This is a genomic window from Aeromonas sp. ZOR0001, assembly GCF_000801015.1.
GTDB lineage: Bacteria > Pseudomonadota > Gammaproteobacteria > Enterobacterales > Aeromonadaceae > Aeromonas > Aeromonas veronii.
In genome coordinates this window covers 132,751-153,166 of sequence record NZ_JRJY01000037.1, presented here as the reverse complement: position 1 = coordinate 153,166, position 20,416 = coordinate 132,751, and the positions used below count along the sequence as shown (strand labels likewise).

Genomic DNA, 20,416 nt, shown 5'->3' with positions numbered 1-20,416 from the left:
CCGCTGCTGCTGGCCGCCGGAGAGCTGCTCCGGCAGGCGGCTTAGCATCTCGCCAAGACCAACCCGTGCGGCTGCATCGATCACCTGTGCCCGCTGGGCGGCACTCAGGCGCAGACCCGGGTGCAAGCCGATGGCGATATTGTCGAACACCGACAGATGGAGGAACAGGTTGTGATCCTGAAACAGGGTGGTGACTGGTCGCTCGGCCGGGCCCAGCGGCAGCAGATCTTCGCCATCGAAGCTGAGGCGGCCCGACTCCACCGGCACGAATCCGGCGATCATCCCGAGCAGGGTCGACTTGCCCGCGCCGCTTGGGCCGATCAGTGCGGTGATCTCTCCCTTGGGCAGGGTCGCGCTGAAGCTGACGCGCCAGTCGGGGTAGCTGGTCGCAAGCATATCAATGTTCAGCATGTTTTCCTCCAAGACCCCGCTCCACCAGCCAGAACAGGGAGAAACAGAGCGTCAGCAGCAGCAGAGCGGTGGCGGCTGCCTCGGTCAATCGATAGCTGCCAAGCTGCTGGTAGAGCAGCCAGGGCAGGGTGGTGAGCTCCTGACTGCCAAACATGGCGATGGCGCCGAGATCCCCCAGCGAGAGGATCATCGACAGCGCCATCGCCAGTGCCAGCGGGCGGCGCAGCAGTGGCCACTCCACCAGTCGCAGGCGATGCCGGCCACGTACCCCCAGGCTATCCGCCAGCCGGTCGTATTGGCGCACCACCAGCTGCATGGGGGCGGAGAGGGTGCGCAGCACATAGGGTAGCGCCATCAGAGCGTTGACCAGCACCACCAGCCAGGGGCCGAGGGCGAACACATCAGAGAACGGCATAAACAGGATGAAAAGACCGGTAGAGAGCACCACGGCCGGGATCATCAGGATCATCGAACCGCTGGCCTCCCACAGGGCCGCAGCGCGCCGCTGGCGGGTGCGCACCTTGAGGTGACGGCTGGTGAGCAACAGGCTGCTGCCGAGCAGGGTCGCCAGGGTGCCCGCCGCCAGCGCAATCAGCAGCGACTGGCCGCTCGCCTGCCACAGCTTGCTTGAGGTGAGCGCTGTCAGCAGGCCGGGGTGAAGGCCCGCCACCACGATGGCCAGCAGCGGTGGTAGAAAGATGGCGAGCCCGATACCGAGCGAGAGCAGATCCACCACGGCCGTGCCTGGCTGATGGCGATCCGGCCGCAGGCAGGGGCGACGGGGTGTCACCCTGCTGGCCGGGGTACTCTGCAGCTTGTGCTGCAGGGCGAGCAGGGCGGCAGTCAGGATGAGCTGCACCAGCGCCAATCCGCCTGCGGTGGCGAGATCGAAGTCAAAGCGCAGCGCCTGATAGACGGCCACCTCCAGGGTGGTCGATTTCGGCCCGCCCCCCAGCGCCAGCACTGTGGTGAAGCTGGTGAAGCAGAGCATGAAGATGAGGCTGGCCAGCCCCGGCAATATGCCGCGAATAAGCGGCCACTCCAGCAGCCGGAAGATGTGGGATGAGCGCATGCCAAGCTGGCTGGCAAGGCGCCAGCTCGATTCGGGGATGCTCTCTATGCTCTGCAGCATCAGACGGGCCGCCAGTGGCATATTGAAGAAGACGTGGGCCAGCAGGATACCAAACAGACCGTAGAGATAATTGCCGGGATCCAGCCCCAGTGAGCGCAACAGTTGCGGTAGCCACCCTTGCTTACCGTGTACCGCTACTATGCCGAAGATGGCGATGATGACCGGCAGCACCAGCGAGAGACCAAACAACTTGATCAGCAGAGTGCGACCAATAAAGCGGCGCCGCGCCAGCGCGCGGGCCACCGGAATGGCCAGCCCGAGACTGAGCAGGGTGGAGAGCAGTGCCTGCCCCAGACTGAAGCCCAGCACATGGCGCAGATAAGGATCTGCGAGCAGGGTGCGGGGGGCCAGCGAACCGGCCTGCCACAGCAGGGCCGCGAGCGGCCCGAGGGATAACAGCAGGATCAACAGGGTGGCTGCACTGCCCGGCAACCACCAGAGGGGACGCGCCTGTGGTTTCAGATGACGGCTCACTGGGTGACGGCTTGCAGCCACTCGCGGATCCATCCTTTGCGATTGGCTGCCACCTCATCGCTGCTGAAGGCGAGCGGCTTGGCTACGGTGATCATCTGCTCGAAGCCCTTGGGCAGCGGCGTGTCGATAACGGGATACATCCAGTTGCCGGTCGGGATCTCGTTCTGGAAGGCGGGGCTCACCATAAATTGCAGGAACTGGTCAGCCAGCTTCTCCTGTTTGGCGCTCTTCAGCTTGGCAGCCACTTCTACCTGACGGTAGTGACCCTCCTCGAAGGCGGCAGCCTGATACTGGGGCTTGCTCTCGGCAATCAGGTGATAGGCCGGAGAGGTGGTGTAGGAGAGCACCATGTCCGCTTCGCCATCGAGGAACATGCCATAGGCCTCTGACCACCCCTTGGTGACGGTGACCGTCTTTTTGGCAAGCTCGGCCCAGGCGGCAGGCGCCTTGTCGCCGTAGACAGACTTCATCCACAGCATCAGCCCCTGCCCCGGGGTGGAGGTGCGGGGATCCTGATAGATAACCTTGAGATCGGGGCGCTCCACCAGCTCTTTCAGGCTCTTGGGCGGCTGCTTGAGCTTCTCCTTGTCATAGACGAATGCGAAGTAGCCGTAGTCGTAGGGGACAAAGGTGTCATCCTGCCAGCCACCCGACACCTTGATGCCATCCAGCTTGGCGGGATGGGGGGCGAACAGGCCGCTCTGCTTGGCTTCACTGATGAGCGCATCATCCAACCCCAGCACCAGATCGGCCTTGCTGTGGTTGCCCTCCAGCCGCAGCCGGTTGAGGATGGCGACCCCATCTTCGAGCGGAACCAGATTGAGGGTGCAGCCGCACGCTTTCTCGAAGGCCTGTTTGATCTTGGGTCCTGGACCCCACTCGGCAGTGAAGGAGCTGTAGGTATAGACGGTGAGGGTGTCGGCGGCGAACACATTGGCCGACAGCAGGCCGGTGGTGACCAGCAGCAGGGTCTTCATGGGTGGCACTCCCTATTACTTGTTAATAACGAGGTGCCAGCGGGTGAGGGCGCAAAAAATGAGCGCCATGCCTCAAATTCCTCCGCCAGCATTATCTGGATCAGGTACACGGGTATAATCTCAGCGGTAAACCGCACCCCGTTTGAGAAACGAACCGCATTGTATTAACGTTCTTTTGGGTAGACCAGCACAATTGTGCAATACCCATGAGATGACGCCCACCCAACAGAGGATGTTCGCGTGCTTACCAATACCAAGGAAAGGCGTGCCTTTGCGCGCATGGTCATCAATGCTCCGGTCACCGTCTATCAGCAGCAGCTGGTGCTGGAGGGGATCTGCCGGGATCTCAGTGCCAACGGCATGGGGATTGCGGTCTCTGAACACCAGCTCGACATCAATCAGCCCATCCGGATCAGTCTTGCCACCAACAACAACCTGTTGCCTCCCTTTGAAGCCCATGCCCGTATTATCCGGGTGCTGGAGGAGGAGAGCGGGTTGCTGCTGGCGGTGGAGTTTTTGCCTCAGGGTTAATCCTTGTTCTCCCTATCGGCAGAGGGAGGGGATTAACCTTTCTCCTGAACCGGCTGCACACTCAACTGCTTGCTATCGACCAGCGTTTTGCTGGTCGATGCTATTTGGCCCGCAGGCAAGGTGGCGGGACCGGTAGGTTCGAGCAGCAGGTAGTTCTGCCCCTGCCAGTTGAGGGTCACATCCCCCGGCTTGGCGGGCAGGTCAACGGCCAGCAGGGCATGGCCGGGGACGAACACCATGGCTTGTTTCAGCTCGGGAAAGAGCTGGGCCAGCATGGCGGCCATCAGGGTTACCTTGCTGTCGCAATCACCCCGGTTCTGCTCCAGCACCTGACGGGGAGATAGAAATCCCTTGCCCTGCCTGCCGTTCAGGCTGTCGAGCTGCTGATAGGGGATGCTCTGGATAAAGGTAAGCATATGGGCCACGGTTTTCTGGCGCGCTTCTGTTTCGGTACTGCCCTGCTGTTTGAGTTGATCCGCCAGCGGAGCCAGCCCGCTGCGACTCTCCAGCGCGATGCGCACATGGTCCTGCTTCACCGCCAGCTGCCCGTCCGGGGTGTTGAAGTACTGGAAGTAGTGTTTGGTCAGCCACGCCTGCTCCTCTTTGCTCCGCTTGGACTGCAGAAAGGCCATCGCCTCGCGCGCCTTGTCCTGATTGCGGCTTTTCAGATGCAGCTCCAGCGAGGGACGGGCGAGGGTGAACTGCACCTCGGGGTAGTTCTGGCGCACCTCCCGCAGCAACACCTGCAACACCTCCTCCTGCATTCTGGCCGGGCGATAGGCGATAAGGGGCGGCAACTTGCCCTGTTCGAGCCGGTAGGTGAGCTGTTGGGGTTTGCCTTCGCTATCCTGCCAGCCGACGCTGATCTGGCCGAGGCTGTTGTTGAAGCTGGTTTGGCTGGCCCCCGCAGGCAGGGTAAGCAGCAGGGCACAGAGCAGAGGAATTGCCGTCGGTCTCTTCATCATCCTTTCCTGTGGCACGGGCCAGTTCCGGTGGCCCAAAGTGGGAAGTGTCGCGGACAGTAAAACAGGGAGCCGAAGCTCCCTGTTGATTCTACTCGTTTTTTTGCAACTGGCGCGTTAAATCCAGCTCGGCTGCTTCGCCTCAAAAGCGCTGATGGCGGCCTCGTGCTGCAGGGTCAGACCGATGGCATCCAAGCCGTTGAGCAGACAGTAACGGCGGAATTCATCGATCTCGAAACCGAAGCAGAGGCTACCTGCACGTACCTGATTGGCCTCCAGATCCACCTCGATCTCGATGCCCGGTTTGGCGGCCACCAGCAGGAACAGGGCATCGACCTCCTTCTCCTTCAGGCGCACCGGCACCATGCCATTGTTGATGGCGTTGCCGTAGAAAATGTCGGCAAAGCTCGGGGCTATGATGGTCTTGAAGCCGTAGTCGGCCAGCGCCCAGGGGGCGTGCTCGCGACTAGACCCGCAGCCGAAGTTCTCGCGGGCCAGCAGAATGCTGGCACCGGCGAATTGCGGCTGGTTCAGTACAAACTCGGGGTTTGGCTGCTGGCCGGCATCGTCCAGAAAGCGCCAGTCGTGGAACAGGTGCTTGCCAAAACCAATGCGGTTTACTTTTTGCAAAAACTGTTTGGGAATGATGGCGTCGGTGTCGACGTTGGCGCTGTCGAGGGGGACAACGATCCCTTTATGCTGTTTGAATCCTGTCATCGAAATGTCCTCTTACAGTGCGCGAATATCTGCGAAGCGGCCGGTGACGGCGGCAGCGGCGGCCATGGCCGGGCTCACCAGATGGGTGCGGCCGGCGCGGCCCTGACGCCCTTCGAAGTTGCGGTTGCTGGTGGAGGCGCAGCGCTCTCCCGGTTGCAGCCGGTCGTTGTTCATGGCCAGACACATGGAGCAGCCGGGCAGGCGCCACTCAAAACCGGCCTCGATGAAGATCTTGTCCAGACCCTCGGCTTCGGCCTGCGCCTTCACCTGCTCGGAACCCGGCACCACCAGCGCCTGCACGCCAGCGGCTACCTTGCGACCGCGAGCGATGGCGGCAGCGGCGCGCAGATCCTCGATGCGGCTGTTGGTACACGACCCGATGAACACCTTGTCGATGGCGACGTCGGAGAGCTTCTGGCCCGGCTGCAAGTCCATGTAGGCGAGCGCCTTGCGGGCTGACTGCTGCTCCATCAGATCGGTAAAGGATTCCGGCGCCGGAATGGGTTCATTAACGGCAATCACCTGGCCCGGGTTGGTGCCCCAGGTGACCTGCGGGGCGATATCGGCGGCGTCCAGCACCACTTCAGCATCAAACTTGGCATCGGCGTCGCTCTTGAGGCTCTGCCAGTAGGCGATAGCCTGCTCCAGCGCCTCGCCCTTGGGGGCGAACTCCTTGCCACGGATGTAGTCTATGGTGGTCTGGTCGGGGGCTATCATGCCCGCCTTGGCGCCCAGCTCGATGGCCATGTTGCACACCGTCATCCGCCCTTCCATAGAGAGGCTCGCAATGGCCTCGCCAGCAAACTCCACCACGTAGCCGGTACCACCGGCATGGCCGACCTTGCCGATAATGGCCAGCACCACGTCCTTGGCGCTGATGCCCTCCGCCAGCTTGCCGTTGACTGAAATGCGCATGGTCTTGGCGCGACCCTGTTTCAGGGTCTGTGTGGCCATCACATGCTCCACCTCGGAGGTGCCGATACCGAACGCCAGCGAACCGAAGGCGCCGTGAGTGGCGGTGTGGGAGTCACCGCAGACGATGGTGGTGCCGGGCAGGGTAATGCCGAGCTCGGGGCCCATCACATGGACGATCCCCTGATATTTGTGGTTGAGATCGTAGAGGCGAACCCCGAACTCCTTGCAGTTGGCGGCCAGCGTCTCCATCTGGATGCGGGCCATCTCGCCGGAGGCGGCGATGTCCTTGGTGGTGGTGGAGACGTTGTGATCCATGGTGGCCCAGGTCAGGTCCGGGCGGCGCAGCTGGCGGTTCATGGCGCGCAGGCCATCGAATGCCTGCGGGCTGGTCACTTCATGTACCAGATGGCGGTCGATGTAGATGAGGGGGGTCTCCCCTTCCACTTCCCGTACCACGTGGGCGTCGAATACTTTCTGATAGAGGGTCTTGGCCATTGCTTCTCTCTTCCTTGTTCTCTGTTATGCGGCTCAGATCCGGGCGGCGATCTGGCTACCCATCTCGGACGTGCTCTGCACCGGATGGCGGGCGCTGGCCTGATGCAGGTCGGCGGTGAAGTAACCCTCGGCCAGGGTCTGGGCCACGGCCTGCTCGATGGCTTGAGCTGCGGCTTCCTGGCCCAGGCTATAGCGCAGCATCAGGGCGGCGGAGAGGATCTGGGCGATGGGGTTGGCAATGCCCTTGCCGGCGATGTCCGGCGCCGAGCCACCGGCCGGCTCGAACAGGCCGAAGCCCGATTCGTTGAGGCTGGCTGAGGGGAGCAGTCCCATGGAGCCGGTGATCATGGCGCACTCGTCGGAGAGGATGTCGCCGAACAGGTTGGAGCAGAGCAGCACGTCGAACTGGGACGGATCCTTGATGAGCTGCATAGTGGCGTTGTCGATATACATATGGTTCAGTTCGACATCGGGATAATCCTTGGCAACTTGCGTCACCACCTCGCGCCACAGAATGGAAGAGGCGAGCACGTTGGCCTTGTCGATGGAGGTGACCTTGCCACGGCGCACCCGCGCCGACTCAAAGGCAATCTTGGCGATGCGCTCAATCTCGAAGCGATGGTACACCTCGGTGTCGAACGCCCTCTCGTTCGCCCCTTCACCCTCGCGCCCCTTGGGTTGGCCGAAGTAGATGCCACCGGTCAGCTCGCGCACACAGGCGATGTCAAAACCGCGATCGGAGATGTCGGCGCGCAGCGGGGAGAACTGCTCCAGACCGGTATAGATACGGGCCGGACGCAGGTTGCAGAACAGCTTGAAGTGGGCGCGCAGGGGCAGCAGGGCGCCACGCTCAGGCTGATCGTTGGGGGGCAGATGTTCCCATTTCGGGCCGCCCACCGAGCCAAACAGCACGGCATCGGCCGCTTCACAACCCGCGATGGTGCTTTGCGGCAGCGGGGTGCCGTGGTTGTCGATGGCGATGCCGCCCACGTCATGGCGATCATATTCGAAGGCAAGGCCGAATTTGGCCTGCACCTTTTCCAGCACCTTGACGGCTTCGGCCATCACTTCCGGGCCAATGCCGTCACCCGGCAATACTGCGATCCGATAACTGCTCATACACTCTCCATCCTGATATTGTCTTTGAGATCCCTCTGCCCGGTTTTACCAACGCTGCGCGCGGTTGCCGGTTCAGACGTTCCCCGTCCTGATGTTGTCATTCCATGCCGTCTGTTTGGTTCCGAGCCCTGTTCAGACGGTTTCTGATTTGATGCTGTTATTGCGTTCCATCTGCTCGGCCACCTGATCGGCGCGCCAGATACTGTTGATCACATGGAGCAGGGCATGGGCCGAGGATTCGATGATGTCGGTGGCCAGTCCCATGCCGTGGAATTTGCGTCCCTTGTACTCGGCGACGATATCGACCTGACCGAGGGCATCTTCCCCTTCGCCCTTGCTCTTGAGGGCATATTTGTCGATGCGGATCTCATAGCCGGTGATGCGGTTGATGCACTGGTAGACCGCATCCACCGGGCCATTGCCGGTAGCCGCTTCGCAGATAAGATCCTGCCCCACTTTCAATTTGACCGAGGCGGTGGCCAGTACCGAGCTGCCGCTCTGCACCCCGAGGTACTCCAGCTTGAAGTGCTCCGGCTCCTCGTGGATCTGGCTGAAGAAGGCCAGCGCTTCGAGGTCGTAGTCGAATACCTGCCCCTTCTTGTCGGCCAGGGTCAGGAACTTGCCGTAGAGGTGGTCGAGGTCGTAGCTGCTCTCGGCGTACCCCATGGACTCCATCCGGTGCTTGATGACGTGGCGGCCGGAGCGGGAGGTCATGTTGAGGTTGTTCTGGGTCAGGCCGATGCTCTCGGGAGTGATGATTTCGTAGGTATTTTTCGCCTTGAGCACCCCATCCTGATGGATGCCGGAGCTGTGGGAGAAGGCGTTGGCCCCGACGATCGCCTTGTTGGGCTGCACCGGCATGTTGCACAGCTGGCTGACCAGTGTGCTGGTGCGATGAATTTCGTTGTGGCGGATATTGGTTTGCACCCCGAGCAGGTCGGCGCGGGTTTTGAGGATCATCGCCACCTCTTCCAGCGAGCAGTTGCCCGCCCGCTCGCCGATGCCGTTGATGGTGCACTCGATCTGGCGGGCCCCCATCTGCACTGCGCCGATGGAGTTGGCTACCGAGAGCCCCAGATCGTCATGGCAGTGGACGGAGATGATGGCCTTGTCGATATTGGGGACCCGGTTGAACAGGGTGTGGATGATGCCGGAGAACTCGGTCGGTACCGTGTAGCCCACGGTGTCAGGAATGTTGATGGTGCGGGCGCCGGCCTTGATGGCGGCTTCCACCATGCGGCAGAGATTATCGATCGGCGTGCGGCCCGCATCCTCGCAGGAGAACTCCACATCATCGGTGTAGCGCAGGGCGTGCTTGATGGCGCCGACCCCCATCTCCAGCACGTCTTCGAAGCTCTTTTTCAGCTTGCTCTCCACATGGATGGAGGAGGTGGAGATGAAGGTATGGATGCGAAACGCCTCGGCGACCCGCAAGGCTTCGCCGGCGGCGTCGATATCCTTGGGCAGGGCGCGGGCGAGGGCGCAGACCCGGCTGTTTTTGATGTGGCGGGCGATGGTCTGCACCGATTGAAAATCGCCGGGAGAAGAGACCGGGAAGCCCACCTCCATGACGTCGACACCGAGCCGCTCCAGCGCCTGGGCGATCTGCAGCTTCTCCTTGACTGTCAAACTGGCCGCCAGGGCCTGCTCACCATCACGCAAGGTGGTGTCGAATATGATGACCCGATCTGACATGTGACTTCCCTCTTCCTAAGTTCGGTAACGTGCATCCTGCGGCGGCATAAAAAAACCCGTGCAGGGTGCACGGGTTTTTGTAAATTCCGGCTATGCCTTAGCCCGGCTACAAGGATCCCGCGCGAGTTAACGCGATTAGGGAGATTAGTAGTAGCGGGGTGGCGATATGCATGACGTTGTTATTCCTTCCAGTCGATAACGCTTTTACCAATATCGAGATTTTTATGCTGTGTCAACACGGAAGGTCAGGGGCAATCTGCTGACGTATTTAATCGGATTGTAAAGGATTGCAAATTTCCTTGTTCCATATTCGGCCCATGACCGATTATCTGGTCATTCCTGCTGTGCTCTATTCTCTGCACAACCAGATCGACTTATCAGCATTGGCTGAATTATCTGAGGTGTTAAATGGAAAAACGTAGACCTGGTCGTCCGGTCGGACGTTCTGACATTCGTGACAAGTTGCTTGCTGCCGCCCGTGAGCGTTTTCTCAATACTCCCTATAGCAAGGTGACTACACGCGAAATCGCGGAGCTTGCTGGCTCCAATCTGGCAATGATCCACTACTACTTCGGCAGTAAAGAGGGTCTTTACAAAGCTGTGTTGGGCGATGTCGCCGAGCCCCTCGACCATGCCTGGCAAGATGAACACAGCAATCACAGCCTCAACGAGCTGCTCAACACCTACTATCAGGTGATGGCGCCCAACAGCGAGCTGACCTCGGCCATCTCCAGCGCATTGTCGACCGAGAAGAGCCCGGGCCGGGATTTTGTGCTGAACCGCCTGCTGGAACGTCAGCTGCCGCAGTTCGATGCCCTGCTGGAAACCATGAAGTCCAACGGTGAGCTGGGTGACAACCTGGATCCCGACATGCTGAAGATCTCCTTCCTCAGCATGATGTGGCAGCCGTTCGTGATGAAAGATCTCTACGAGCAGGTGTTTGGCCTGAAAGTGGATGAGCACTTCATGGCCCGTCTGGCGGACCACAACTGCCGTCTGATGGAGACCGGTCTGCGCGGCAGCCACTGATTTTGCCGCAACATCGAGATTAAAAAGGGCCATTCGGCCCTTTTTTCATAAATCTGTTATCCCTTGTTCAACGTAACGTCATCCCGCTTTCTTACTCTGCAAGCAGAATTCAGGGAAGGAGGGGATATGAACAAGATCCAGCAATGGGACCTGCAGGTGTGCCGGGTCTGCCTGCTTCACGGCTACAACCGGCAGCAGGCGAGGGTGAGTCGTCTCATTTCCCGCACCGGCGATGGCCCGCTTTACGCTGTGCTGGCCGCCTTGCTCTGGTGGCAGGGGGAGGCAGAGCGGGAGCTGGTGCGACTGGCGCTGCTAGCCTTCGCCATCGAACTGCCCCTCTATCTGCTGCTGAAAAACAGCCTGAAACGGCAACGGCCGGTCGGCTTGCCAGTCTTTATCACTCCTTCCGATCGTTACAGCCTCCCCTCCGGTCACACCGCCGCCGCTTTTCTGATGGCCACCATACTGGCCACCGGCTTTCCGCTCTGGGCGCCCCTGCTGTTTGGCTGGGCGGCGCTGGTGGGGGCATCCCGGTTGCTGCTCGGGGTACACTACCTGAGCGATCTGGTTGCCGGTGCCCTGCTGGGTGGCGGTTGCGCCGTGCTGGCGCTCAGCTGGAGCCACTCATGAGGATACTGTTTGGGGTGCAAGGCACCGGCAACGGCCATATCAGTCGCAGTCGCACTTTGGCGCGGGCGCTGCGCACGGCAGGGGTCGAGGTGGATTATCTCTTCAGCGGTCGCCCCGCCGACCGCTACTTCGACATGGAGGAGTTTGGCCCCTACCGCGCCTTTCCCGGCCTCACTTTTGTCAGTCATGAGGGGCGAGTTTCTCCGTGGCGCACCCTGCAAGCCGCCTCGCCGCTCACCTTCTGGCGGGATCTGCGGGCCCTCGATTGCAGCGCATACGATCTGGTGGTGAGCGATTTTGAGCCGCTGACCGCCCACGCCGCCCGCCGCTATGGCAAGCCGAGCCTCACCGTCAGTCATCAGGCCAGCTTCAACTGGCCCATCCCGCGCTGGGGGGAGGATGGGGTCAGCCGCCAGCTGATGCGCCACTTTGCTCCTGTGGATCAGCCGCTCGGGCTGCACTGGTTTCACTTCGGTCACCCCTTGCTGCCGCCGGTGATCGACCCTATCGCCGCCGCACCGGATAACGGCGAGATCCTGGTCTATCTGCCGTTCGAGCAGACCGAGGCGATCGCCGCCCTGTTGTCGCGCTTTGGCCAGCAGCGCTTCGTCTGTTTTCATCCCGCCATTCGCACCCCGAGCCAATGGCGCAACCTGCGCTTCGAACCGCCATCGCGACACGAGTTTATCGCCGTGCTGGCCGGTTGTCGCGGCGTGATATCCAACGCGGGTTTCGAGCTGGCTTCCGAGGCGCTCACCCTCGGCAAGAAGCTGCTGGTCAAGCCCCTCGGCGGCCAGTTCGAGCAGCTGACCAATGGCAAGACGCTTGAGATGATGGGACTGGCGACCCTGATGGATGTGCTCGATGCCAATCTGGTGCGTACCTGGCTCGACAGCGCCTCGCCGGGGGCGGTTTGTTACCCCGATGTAGCAGGGGAGCTGGCCCGCTGGCTGGCGGCGGGCGCTGACGAGAGCGTGGCCTCTCTGTCACGTCGGCTCTGGGCGCGCACCCTGTTTCCGGAGGAGGTGAGTGATCGCCTGAGCGAGCTGGATGGGGGCGACTGTTTATCCAGTTGCTGGTTATCGCAAGTGAGCGTTGTTGACTAGACTGAAAGGCGATCCCACCAAGGAGAGGACGGAGCAAATGCGCTTTACCAATGAAAACGGCGAAGTCATGAACCTGGCTGATAATCTCACCCTGCACGAGTTGCTCGATATGGGTGTCAGCATCTCGGTCAGTGAAGAGACCGACCCGGATCAGCAGATCTGGTTGGCGGAGCCGGATCAGGAGAACTGAGTCATCATTCGGCATCAAGCCCATCGCTGAGCGGTGGGCTTTTTTGTGGCTGTTTTTCCCCTCTGCGGAATGATCCGCTGGCCATTCCCCGACTTCCTTCCCTTTTGTCTCATGGTCGCTACGGCAAGTCATTGAATGTTAATAGCCGGTTGAAATGTATGACTGTTCTGGTCAGATAAAGCCGTGGACAAGCGTTATGAAGCGGGTTAAGTTGGTTTTTCACCCTATTTTCGGGTGAATGACGGAAAAATCCTTTTTTTCTACTGTCGACGGGGCTGAATTGGGCCGATCTGCATTTAGATAACAACAAGAAACGGATCGGGCCGTGCCGGGAAGCACGGCATCGTCGGCGGGATTCGCTAAACGGAGCAAAGCCTGGAGGGCTTTATCATGGAGATGTTATCAGGCGCCCAGATGGTGGTTAGAGCGCTGGAAGATCAGGGAGTTGAGCACGTCTTCGGCTACCCTGGTGGCTCAGTGCTCGACATCTATGACGCTCTCTTCGAAAACGGCAAGATGGAGCATGTCTTGGTGCGGCACGAGCAAGCCGCGGTTCACATGGCTGACGGTTACGCCCGTTCCACCGGCAAGGTGGGGACTGTGCTGGTAACGTCAGGCCCGGGAGCGACCAACTGCATTACCGGTATTGCCACCGCCTATATGGATTCCATTCCGCTGGTGATCCTCTCCGGTCAGGTGCCGACCAGCATGATCGGTGAGGATGCGTTCCAGGAGACCGACATGATCGGTATCTCCCGCCCGGTGGTGAAGCACAGCTTCCTGTGCAAGAAGGCGAGCGATATTCCCGAGGCCATCAAGAAGGCCTACTACATTGCCGCCAGCGGCCGCCCGGGGCCGGTGGTGGTGGATCTGCCCAAAGATGTGCAGAACCCGAAAGAGAAATTCCCCTACCAATATCCCGAGACGGTCTCTCTGCGCTCCTACAATCCGACCAAATCCGGTCACAAGGGTCAGATCAAGCGAGCTGCCAAGCTGCTGGTGGATGCCCAGCGCCCGGTGATGTACGTGGGCGGCGGTGCCATCAATGCCAACGCGGATCATCTGGTGACCAAGCTGGCGGAGCTGCTGAATCTGCCGGTGACCACCACCCTGATGGGGTTGGGGGCCTTCCCCGGCACCCATCCGCAATTTATCGGCATGCTGGGGATGCACGGTACCTTCGAAGCCAACAAGACCATGCACAATGCGGATCTTATCTTCGCCGTGGGGGCCCGCTTCGATGACCGCGTCACCAACAACGTGGCCAAGTTCTGCCCCAATGCGACCGTGGTCCATATCGACATCGATCCCACCTCCATCTCCAAGACGGTACAGGCCCATGTGCCCATCGTCGGTTCGGTGGAAACCGTGCTTGAGCAGATGCTGGAAGTGGTCCGCGAGTGTGGCTTCGATAACGACAAGGAGGTGCTGGCGGACTGGTGGAGCCAGATCAACCAGTGGCGCTCCCGTCACTGCTTGGCTTACGAAAAATCGTCTACCCAGATCAAGCCACAGCAGGTGATCGAGACTCTCTACAAGGTGACTCAGGGGCAGGCGTTCGTCGCCTCCGACGTCGGCCAGCATCAGATGTTTGCCGCTCTCTACTACCCGTTTGCCAAACCGCGCCAGTGGATCAACTCAGGGGGGCTCGGCACCATGGGCTTCGGTATTCCGGCCGCCATGGGGGCCCAGTTTGCCAACCCGGATGCTGTGGTCTGCTGCGTCACCGGCGATGGCTCGGTGCAGATGAACATTCAGGAGCTCTCGACCTGCATGCAGTACGGGGTGCCCATCAAGATCATCTCCATCAACAACCGTGCGCTGGGCATGGTCAAGCAGTGGCAGAAGATGTTCTACGGCGGTCGTCACAGCCACTCCTACATGGAGTCCCTGCCGGACTTCGTCAAACTGGCGGAAGCCTACGGCCACGTCGGTATCGCGGTGAGCGATCCGGCCGAGCTGGAGAGCGCCATGGAGAAAGCCTTCGCCATGAAGGATCGGCTGGTGTTCATGGATATCTCGGTCGACCCGGATGAGCACGTCTATCCGATGCAGATCAAGTTTGGCGCCATGGATGAGATGTGGCTGAGCAAGACGGAGAGAACCTGACGATGGAACATATTATTTCGGTCGTGCTCAAGGAGCTCAAGTTTGGTTCCATCAAGGACGAGATGTGGCTGAGCAAGGCGGGAGAAATATCATGAGGCATATCATTTCGGTACTGCTGGAGAACGAATCTGGCGCCCTGAGCCGTGTGGTGGGCCTCTTCTCCCAGCGCGGCTACAACATCGAGACCCTGACGGTGGCGCCGACCGAGGATCCCACCCTGTCGCGCATGACCATAGTCACTATGGGTGACGAGCGGGTGCTGGAGCAGATCCAGAAGCAGCTGCACAAGCTGGTGGATGTGCTCAAGGTGTGCGACCTGAGTGAAGGGGAGCATATCGAGCGGGAGATCGCGCTGGTCAAGGCGCGTGCCGCCGGTGGGGCCCGTGACGAGCTGAAACGGTTGGCGGATATCTTCCGTGGCCAGATCGTCGACGTCACCCCCGAGCAGTACACGGTGCAGCTGGTGGGCACCAGCGAGAAGCTGGATGCTTTCATCAAGACCGCAGCCCAGACCAACGAGATCATCGAAGTGGTGCGCTCCGGCGTCTGCGGTATCTCCCGGGCGGACAAGGCGCTGCGGCCCTGATGGCTGGCGGGACAGCTGATGACGCGTCAGCTGCCGCAGAGTGAAAGGAAAGAGGGCTCTGCGGAGCCCTTTTTGTTTGGTTTTTCTTTACGAGGGGAGGGATGATGTTCGGTATTCATGATCTTGCACTGTTTATGGTCTCGGGGCTGCTGCTCAATATCATGCCGGGGCCCGACTCCTTGCTGGTCATGCTGCGCAGCGGCTCGCAAGGGTGGCGTGCCGGTTCGGTCGCGACGTTGGGCATCGGCACAGGTGTCATGGTGCATGTGCTGGCGGCGGCCCTCGGTCTGTCGGCCCTGCTCAGTGCCTCGGCCGAGCTGTTTGCCCTTATCAAGCTGGCTGGCGCCATCTACCTCATCTATCTGGGATTCTCTCTGCTGCGCCAGCAGGCAACAGGATCAATGGAGAGAGGGGCCACGTTACCCGCCCTCTCCTATGGCCAGATTTACCGGCAGGGAGTGCTGACCAATGTGCTCAATCCCAAAGTAGCGCTCTTTTTCCTCGCCTTCGTGCCCCAGTTCATCGCACCGGATGCCCCCGACAAGGCGCTCGCCTTTATCCTGCTCGGTTGCATCTTCAATCTGGGCGGCATCATCTGGTGTCACCTGCTGGTCTTTACCACCGTCTATGCCAGTCACAGGGTTCGGTTGTCGCAGCGTCTCGGTCGCTGGCTCAACCGGGGCATCGGCACCCTGTTTGTCGGGCTCGGGATCAAGCTCGCCAGCGACTAGCTCGCCGCTTTCTGACCTGGGGCAGATTATCGTGCGCCGCGCTGTGGTATGGTCGGCGGTCAGCTGCGGGGCCAGCCCCGCTCTCTCTTTTTCAGGCCAGTCCCACTGGCCGCAGCAGCGAGATCCCTTGCCCAGATGAACATCGCCCGGCTCAAGAACTTTACCGAGATCGTGAAGAACAACTTCAACATCTCGGCGACGGCGGAGAAGCTCTACACCTCCCAGCCGACCCTCAGCAAGCAGATGAAGATGCTGGAAGATGAGCTCGGGCTCGCCCTCTTTACCCGCAAGGGGAAGAATCTGGTCGGCTTGACCAGCGCAGGCGAGCAGGTGATGGAGTTGGCCAAGGGGGTAGTGGCGCAGGTGGAGCAGATCAACCAGCTGTCGCTGGGGGAGCAACTGGCCACCAGCGGGGTGCTGCGTATCGCCACCACCCACACCCAGGCTCGCTACAAGCTGCCAGCGGTGATCACCGAGTTCAGCCGTCGTTATCCCGATGTGGCGATCCAGCTCCATCAGGGGGCGCCAGCCCAACTGGCCCAGATGGTGCAAAGCGGCGATGTGGATATGGCGATCGCCACCGAGTCCATGTATCTGTTCGACGAGCTGGCCGCCGTCTCCTGTTATCGTTGGGGGCGCAGTGTGGTGGTGCCCCACGGTCATCCACTGATCGACTGCCAGCCGCTGTCGATGGCGGATCTGGCCCGCTATCCCCTCATCACCTATGTGTTCGGCTTTACCGGCCGATCCAAGATGGACAAGGCCTTCAGCTGTCACGGCCTCTCGCCGAAAACCGTGCTGACCGCCACCGACACCGACGTGATCAAGCACTACGTCCGGCTCGGCATGGGGGTCGGGGTGATTGCAAGCGTGGCCTTTGACGAGGGGGACAGGGAGGATCTGGTGAGTCTCAACATCGACCACCTGATCGCCTCGAGCGCGACCCACATCTGCCTGCGCAAGCATGCCCATCTACGTGACTACATGTACGACTTTATCCACCTCTACGCCCCCCATATCAGCCGGGAGACGGTACAGCTGCACCTTATCAACCAGCCGCCGACTGCCAATATGGCGGATTTGCCGTGGCTCTAGCCGCGGGATGTCTGCCGCGTACAGAGCAAAAATACAGAGATAAAAAAAGAGAGGCCTTGGCCTCTCTTCTGGTTTTATCGATATGCGGGATTAAGCGCTGCGGGTCGCCAGATTGATAAAGATCTGGGCTCCGACCAGCAGGCAATCGTCATCGAGGTAGTAGGGATTCGCATGCAGGTAGTTGCAGATCCCCTTGGCCTGACAGCCGCTGCCGAGGAAGAACATGGCCCCCTTGCGACCACGGCAGGCGTTGACCATATAGCTGAAGTCTTCGCTGCCGGTCATCGGCTGACCCTGAGCGTTGATCCCCTCGGAGGGCAATACATCGGCGGCCGCTTGCAGCAGACGGGCGCAGGCATCGGCGTGGTTCTCGACCGCCGGATACCCGGCATAGACCATCTTGGTCTTGAAGCCGCGCAGTTCGCTCTGGGCCACGATCTCCTTGAAGCTGTTCTTCAGGATCTGGTCGGTCTCGGCATCCATGGCACGGATGGTGCCGCGCGCCTGCACATGGTCGGCGATGGCGTTGGGGATGGTGCCGCCGTTGATCATGCCGCAGCCAAACACCGCCGGGCTGAACGGGCTGGTGCGCTTGGCGACGATGTAGTCCATGTCCTCGATGATCCGCACCGCTTCACGGATGGCATCCAACCCCTTGTGGGGGGTGGAACCGTGGGCGGAGATACCGTGCACATCCAGCGTCCAGGCGGAGCCCCAGGAGGACATCACACCGTGGTTGAACTTGATGGTGCCGGTCTCCATGGCGCCGTCGTTATGGAGGGCATAGACCTCGTCCACCCCCTTCATGCAGCCCAGTTCCACCATCTTCTCGGCGCCCGGCACCCGCATATCCTCTTCCGCCATCTGAAAGATAAAGCGGACGTTGTACTGCAGGCGATCGCGGTTGGCGGCCAGAAACTTGGCCGCGGTCAGGGCGATCGCCATATGGGAGTCGTGACCGCAGTTGTGAGCCATTCCCTCGTGGGTTGACTTGAACGCAACGTCGCTCATGTCGTGCATCTCGAGGCCATCCATATCGGCACGGAAGGCGATGGTCGGCAGCACCGGGTCAACCACCAGATCGCCGTGGAAACCGGTGAAGCCCGGGTAGTCGGTGAGACGGTAGCCAAAGCCTGCCATCAGCTCGCGGCAGTAGGCCGAGGTCTTGAACTCGACGCCGGAGGCCTCCGGAATGGTGTGCAGGTGGTGGCGCACTTCGTGGCTGAAGTCGCGCAGGGCCAGCAGGGCCGGTTCAATATGGATGTTGTTCATCAGATGATCCCTTGAATGGAGAAGCCGAGCTGGGCGACCAGCGAGGCGCCGAAGAAGCAGCAGGTGGAGACGATCATGAAGATCAGGATCACTTTCCAGGACATCTTCTTCAGCTCTTCCAGCTGACCGCCCACCGAGAGACCGGCAAAGGCCAGCAGCGGTACGCAGCAGGAGAGGAAGGAGATCTTGGCGACGGCGTCGATAAAGAGGCCGCGCACCGGGGTCTCAGGCAGGCAGATGAGAATACCGATGATGGTGGCATAGGCAAACGCCGGCAGGGAGGAGGGCAGATAGCGCTTGGCAATCAGCGAAGCGAACACCACCAGCGACATGGCGATAAAGCTGTCACCCATCAGCCAGAGCGGGGTGCCGGTGGTCAGGGTTTGGGTAAACATGGCCAGCAGGATCGCCAGAAAGACGAACCGCATATCCATTACGATGCTTTTCATGCTTTCTCTCCTTTAGCGGTCAGGGCATAGATTTTTTCAGCGAGCGGCAGACCCAGATAGGTGAGGGAAAGCGCGCCAAGAGCCGAGGAGAGCAGGTTCGAGGCTGCCGCGATGCTCAGCACCTGCTGAGCCAGTGCTTCGTCGAGACCGTTGATCAGGGCGCCGGAGGCGGCACTCAGCATGGAGCCTGAGCCCACACCGGAGCCGGCAGCCAGCGCCAGCGGGTGCAGACCGGTGAGCGGGGCGATACTGCCCAGCACGCTGAACCAGAGGGTGCCGATGACGGAGCCGCACAGGTAGATGGCCAGCACGCCGATGTACTCCTGAGAGCCGGTGCCGAACTTGCCCTGAATTACCGCGACGGACGGCTCACGGCTGATGGAGGAGCAGGCCCCGATGGCGCGACGGCCAAAGCCGAACTTCACCGCCAGCGGGATGGCGATCAGGATCGGCAGCAGGTTGCCAATCTCCTGCAGGAACAGCGGCACGCCGACGCTAAGGATCATCTTCAGGTTGGGGATGATCATCCCCGCATACTGGGTGCCCAGGATCAGCAGGCTGAAGCCCACCATCTTGCCGCAGAAGCCCTCTTCTTTTTCGGTGAAGAGCTGCTTCCAGCCGGGAATGCGATCCTTGACCGGTTTGGCGGAGACAATCATGCCGATGATGACGGCAAAGAGCATCGGCAGGATCGGGATGATGGCGATGCCGATCTTGATCTCCTGTTTGCCTATCAGGTACTGGGCCACAAAGATCAGCATGGCGGTTGCCAATATGCTGACCGTGACCGTCTTGAGGGGGCTGGTTTGCTGCATAGTCTTTTCTCTTGTTATTCCCATGTGTGGCCATCGTCAGGATTGTCCAGACCGATGATGGGGGCATCATAGGGAGCGAAGAGGGGCAGGAATGTGACCTTCATCAAGCTGGCCATATGGCATTTTTTCATGGGGTATGCCCTTTAACCCTCTGGATACCAAGGGTTAAATGTCGTTAACAGAACATCAGCATTGGCAGGACAAGATAAGCAAACAGGGGGGAAATGGGGACACCGCCCAGCAGGGCGGTGACGCGTATCAGGCGGGCGTTTTGAGGCGGGCACTGCGTAGCAGCAGGGGGAGCTGGTAGAGCACCAGGGCGCCGAGCACCAGTCCGGCTCCGGCCAGTTTGGCGCCGCCGAGGGGTTCGCTATAGAAGAGGGTGCTCAGGATCAGGGTCCAGACCGGTTCCAGCAGCATCATCAGGGCGGCGTGGGCGGTAGTCATCTTGCTCAACGCATGGGTGAGCAGCCAGTAGCGCAATGTGGTGGCGATCAAGACGCTCGCCGCAAACCAGCCCCAGATGCCGTGGCTGACTCCAGCCTCGGGCCACTGTTCGGTCAGCAGGGAGAGCAGGGTGCCGAGCAGGCCGGTCATCGCCAGCTGGATGCAGGTGAGCCAGGTGGGGGCAATGGATTGGGCGAAGTGGCGATGGACGGCAAGCTGGATGCCGAGAGTGGTGGCCGCCGCCAGAAACCAGAACAGCGAAAGCGACACGCCCCAGTGGGTGCTGCTGGAGAGCAGCAGTAAACCGGCGATGGCGATGGGCAGGGTGAGCCAGTAGTGACGGCCGGGTTTGGCTCTAAAGGCGGCCCAGGCGGCCAGCGGGGCCATCAGGGTCGCGACGCTCATGATAAAGGCGCCGCTGCCCAGCGCATCGCTCTGGCTGATGGCGGTGACCCACAGCAGCAGGCTGGCACCAAGCAATGTGCCGCAACCGGCAGCGCGCACCAGTTGGGCGCGGGTCGGCGGCGGT

Annotated in this window: 21 protein-coding genes and 1 riboswitch; of the genes, 9 read left to right on the top strand and 12 right to left on the bottom strand. The window is 60.8% G+C overall.

The window, feature by feature from the left end:
• From L972_RS05095 to thiB, 3 genes are all read right to left on the bottom strand, one after another.
• The coding region (locus tag L972_RS05095; RefSeq protein ID WP_047436278.1) for an ATP-binding cassette domain-containing protein at nt 1–411 on the bottom strand (411 nt) is incomplete at its 3' end.
• On the bottom strand, nt 398–2,050 hold the full coding sequence (gene thiP, locus L972_RS05090; protein ID WP_407060764.1) for a thiamine/thiamine pyrophosphate ABC transporter permease: 1,653 nt from the start codon (nt 2,048–2,050) through the stop codon (nt 398–400). The genes L972_RS05095 and thiP, both read right to left, overlap by 14 nt.
• Nucleotides 2,014–2,994, bottom strand: a complete 981-nt coding sequence (gene thiB / locus L972_RS05085; RefSeq protein WP_047436262.1) for a thiamine ABC transporter substrate binding subunit — start codon at nt 2,992–2,994, stop codon at nt 2,014–2,016. Before thiB ends, thiP begins: the two co-directional genes overlap by 37 nt.
• Nucleotides 2,995–3,054: 60 nt before the next feature.
• Nucleotides 3,055–3,145: riboswitch (TPP riboswitch) on the bottom strand.
• An 89-nt stretch (nt 3,146–3,234) separates the two neighbouring features.
• Here thiB and L972_RS05080 point away from each other — a divergent pair.
• Entirely contained in the window at nt 3,235–3,525 is a 291-nt protein-coding gene (locus tag L972_RS05080; protein WP_005339160.1) for a PilZ domain-containing protein, read from the top strand.
• A 32-nt stretch (nt 3,526–3,557) separates the two neighbouring features.
• Here the strand turns inward: L972_RS05080 and L972_RS05075 are convergent, their stop codons facing one another.
• The 5 genes from L972_RS05075 to leuA form a co-directional block, all read right to left on the bottom strand.
• Nucleotides 3,558–4,487 carry a hypothetical protein gene (locus tag L972_RS05075; RefSeq protein ID WP_047436258.1) on the bottom strand — a complete coding sequence of 310 codons (930 nt, stop codon included), beginning with the start codon at nt 4,485–4,487 and terminating at the stop codon, nt 3,558–3,560.
• A 117-nt stretch (nt 4,488–4,604) separates the two neighbouring features.
• A complete protein-coding gene (leuD, locus tag L972_RS05070; RefSeq protein WP_047436255.1) occupies nt 4,605–5,204 on the bottom strand; it encodes a 3-isopropylmalate dehydratase small subunit in 600 nt (199 codons plus the stop codon).
• A 12-nt stretch (nt 5,205–5,216) separates the two neighbouring features.
• On the bottom strand, nt 5,217–6,614 hold the full coding sequence (gene leuC, locus L972_RS05065; RefSeq protein WP_047436252.1) for a 3-isopropylmalate dehydratase large subunit: 1,398 nt from the start codon (nt 6,612–6,614) through the stop codon (nt 5,217–5,219).
• A gap of 33 nt (nt 6,615–6,647) precedes the next feature.
• A complete protein-coding gene (gene leuB, locus L972_RS05060; protein ID WP_047436248.1) occupies nt 6,648–7,733 on the bottom strand; it encodes a 3-isopropylmalate dehydrogenase in 1,086 nt (361 codons plus the stop codon).
• A 132-nt stretch (nt 7,734–7,865) separates the two neighbouring features.
• Nucleotides 7,866–9,428: a 2-isopropylmalate synthase gene (gene leuA / locus L972_RS05055; protein ID WP_005341192.1), complete on the bottom strand. Its 1,563-nt coding sequence runs from the start codon at nt 9,426–9,428 to the stop codon at nt 7,866–7,868.
• A 408-nt stretch (nt 9,429–9,836) separates the two neighbouring features.
• Between leuA and L972_RS05050 the strand changes: the two genes are divergently transcribed.
• The 8 genes from L972_RS05050 (at nt 9,837) to L972_RS05020 (ending at nt 16,904) form a co-directional block, all read left to right on the top strand.
• Nucleotides 9,837–10,457, top strand: coding sequence for a TetR/AcrR family transcriptional regulator (locus L972_RS05050; RefSeq protein ID WP_005349170.1), 621 nt, complete (start codon nt 9,837–9,839; stop codon nt 10,455–10,457).
• A gap of 126 nt (nt 10,458–10,583) precedes the next feature.
• Nucleotides 10,584–11,087 carry a phosphatase PAP2 family protein gene (locus L972_RS05045; RefSeq protein ID WP_005358196.1) on the top strand — a complete coding sequence of 168 codons (504 nt, stop codon included), beginning with the start codon at nt 10,584–10,586 and terminating at the stop codon, nt 11,085–11,087.
• Nucleotides 11,084–12,193 (top strand): MJ1255/VC2487 family glycosyltransferase, encoded by a 1,110-nt coding sequence (locus L972_RS05040; protein WP_047436246.1) that lies wholly within the window; start codon nt 11,084–11,086, stop codon nt 12,191–12,193. Before L972_RS05045 ends, L972_RS05040 begins: the two co-directional genes overlap by 4 nt.
• A gap of 37 nt (nt 12,194–12,230) precedes the next feature.
• Nucleotides 12,231–12,383 (top strand): hypothetical protein, encoded by a 153-nt coding sequence (locus tag L972_RS21305; RefSeq protein WP_005339147.1) that lies wholly within the window; start codon nt 12,231–12,233, stop codon nt 12,381–12,383.
• A gap of 390 nt (nt 12,384–12,773) precedes the next feature.
• Nucleotides 12,774–14,492 carry an acetolactate synthase 3 large subunit gene (locus L972_RS05035; RefSeq protein WP_047436238.1) on the top strand — a complete coding sequence of 573 codons (1,719 nt, stop codon included), beginning with the start codon at nt 12,774–12,776 and terminating at the stop codon, nt 14,490–14,492.
• 91 nt (nt 14,493–14,583) lie between these two features.
• A complete protein-coding gene (gene ilvN, locus L972_RS05030) occupies nt 14,584–15,078 on the top strand; it encodes an acetolactate synthase small subunit (protein ID WP_005311605.1) in 495 nt (164 codons plus the stop codon).
• Nucleotides 15,079–15,182: 104 nt separating this feature from the next.
• Nucleotides 15,183–15,809, top strand: a complete 627-nt coding sequence (locus L972_RS05025; protein ID WP_047436232.1) for a LysE family translocator — start codon at nt 15,183–15,185, stop codon at nt 15,807–15,809.
• A gap of 135 nt (nt 15,810–15,944) precedes the next feature.
• Nucleotides 15,945–16,904, top strand: a complete 960-nt coding sequence (locus L972_RS05020) for a LysR substrate-binding domain-containing protein (protein WP_047436229.1) — start codon at nt 15,945–15,947, stop codon at nt 16,902–16,904.
• A gap of 90 nt (nt 16,905–16,994) precedes the next feature.
• On the opposite strand, the gene L972_RS05015 is transcribed toward L972_RS05020, so the two are convergent.
• From L972_RS05015 to L972_RS05000, 4 genes are all read right to left on the bottom strand, one after another.
• A complete protein-coding gene (locus L972_RS05015; RefSeq protein ID WP_047436227.1) occupies nt 16,995–18,176 on the bottom strand; it encodes a M20 metallopeptidase family protein in 1,182 nt (393 codons plus the stop codon).
• Complete coding sequence (locus L972_RS05010; protein WP_033114935.1) at nt 18,176–18,625, bottom strand: hypothetical protein; 450 nt, start codon at nt 18,623–18,625, stop codon at nt 18,176–18,178. Before L972_RS05010 ends, L972_RS05015 begins: the two co-directional genes overlap by 1 nt.
• Nucleotides 18,622–19,440, bottom strand: coding sequence for a DUF3100 domain-containing protein (locus L972_RS05005; RefSeq protein WP_005339140.1), 819 nt, complete (start codon nt 19,438–19,440; stop codon nt 18,622–18,624). Before L972_RS05005 ends, L972_RS05010 begins: the two co-directional genes overlap by 4 nt.
• Before the next feature lie 258 nt (nt 19,441–19,698).
• On the bottom strand, nt 19,699–20,416 hold a 718-nt coding region (locus L972_RS05000; RefSeq protein ID WP_047436281.1), incomplete at its 5' end, for a DMT family transporter.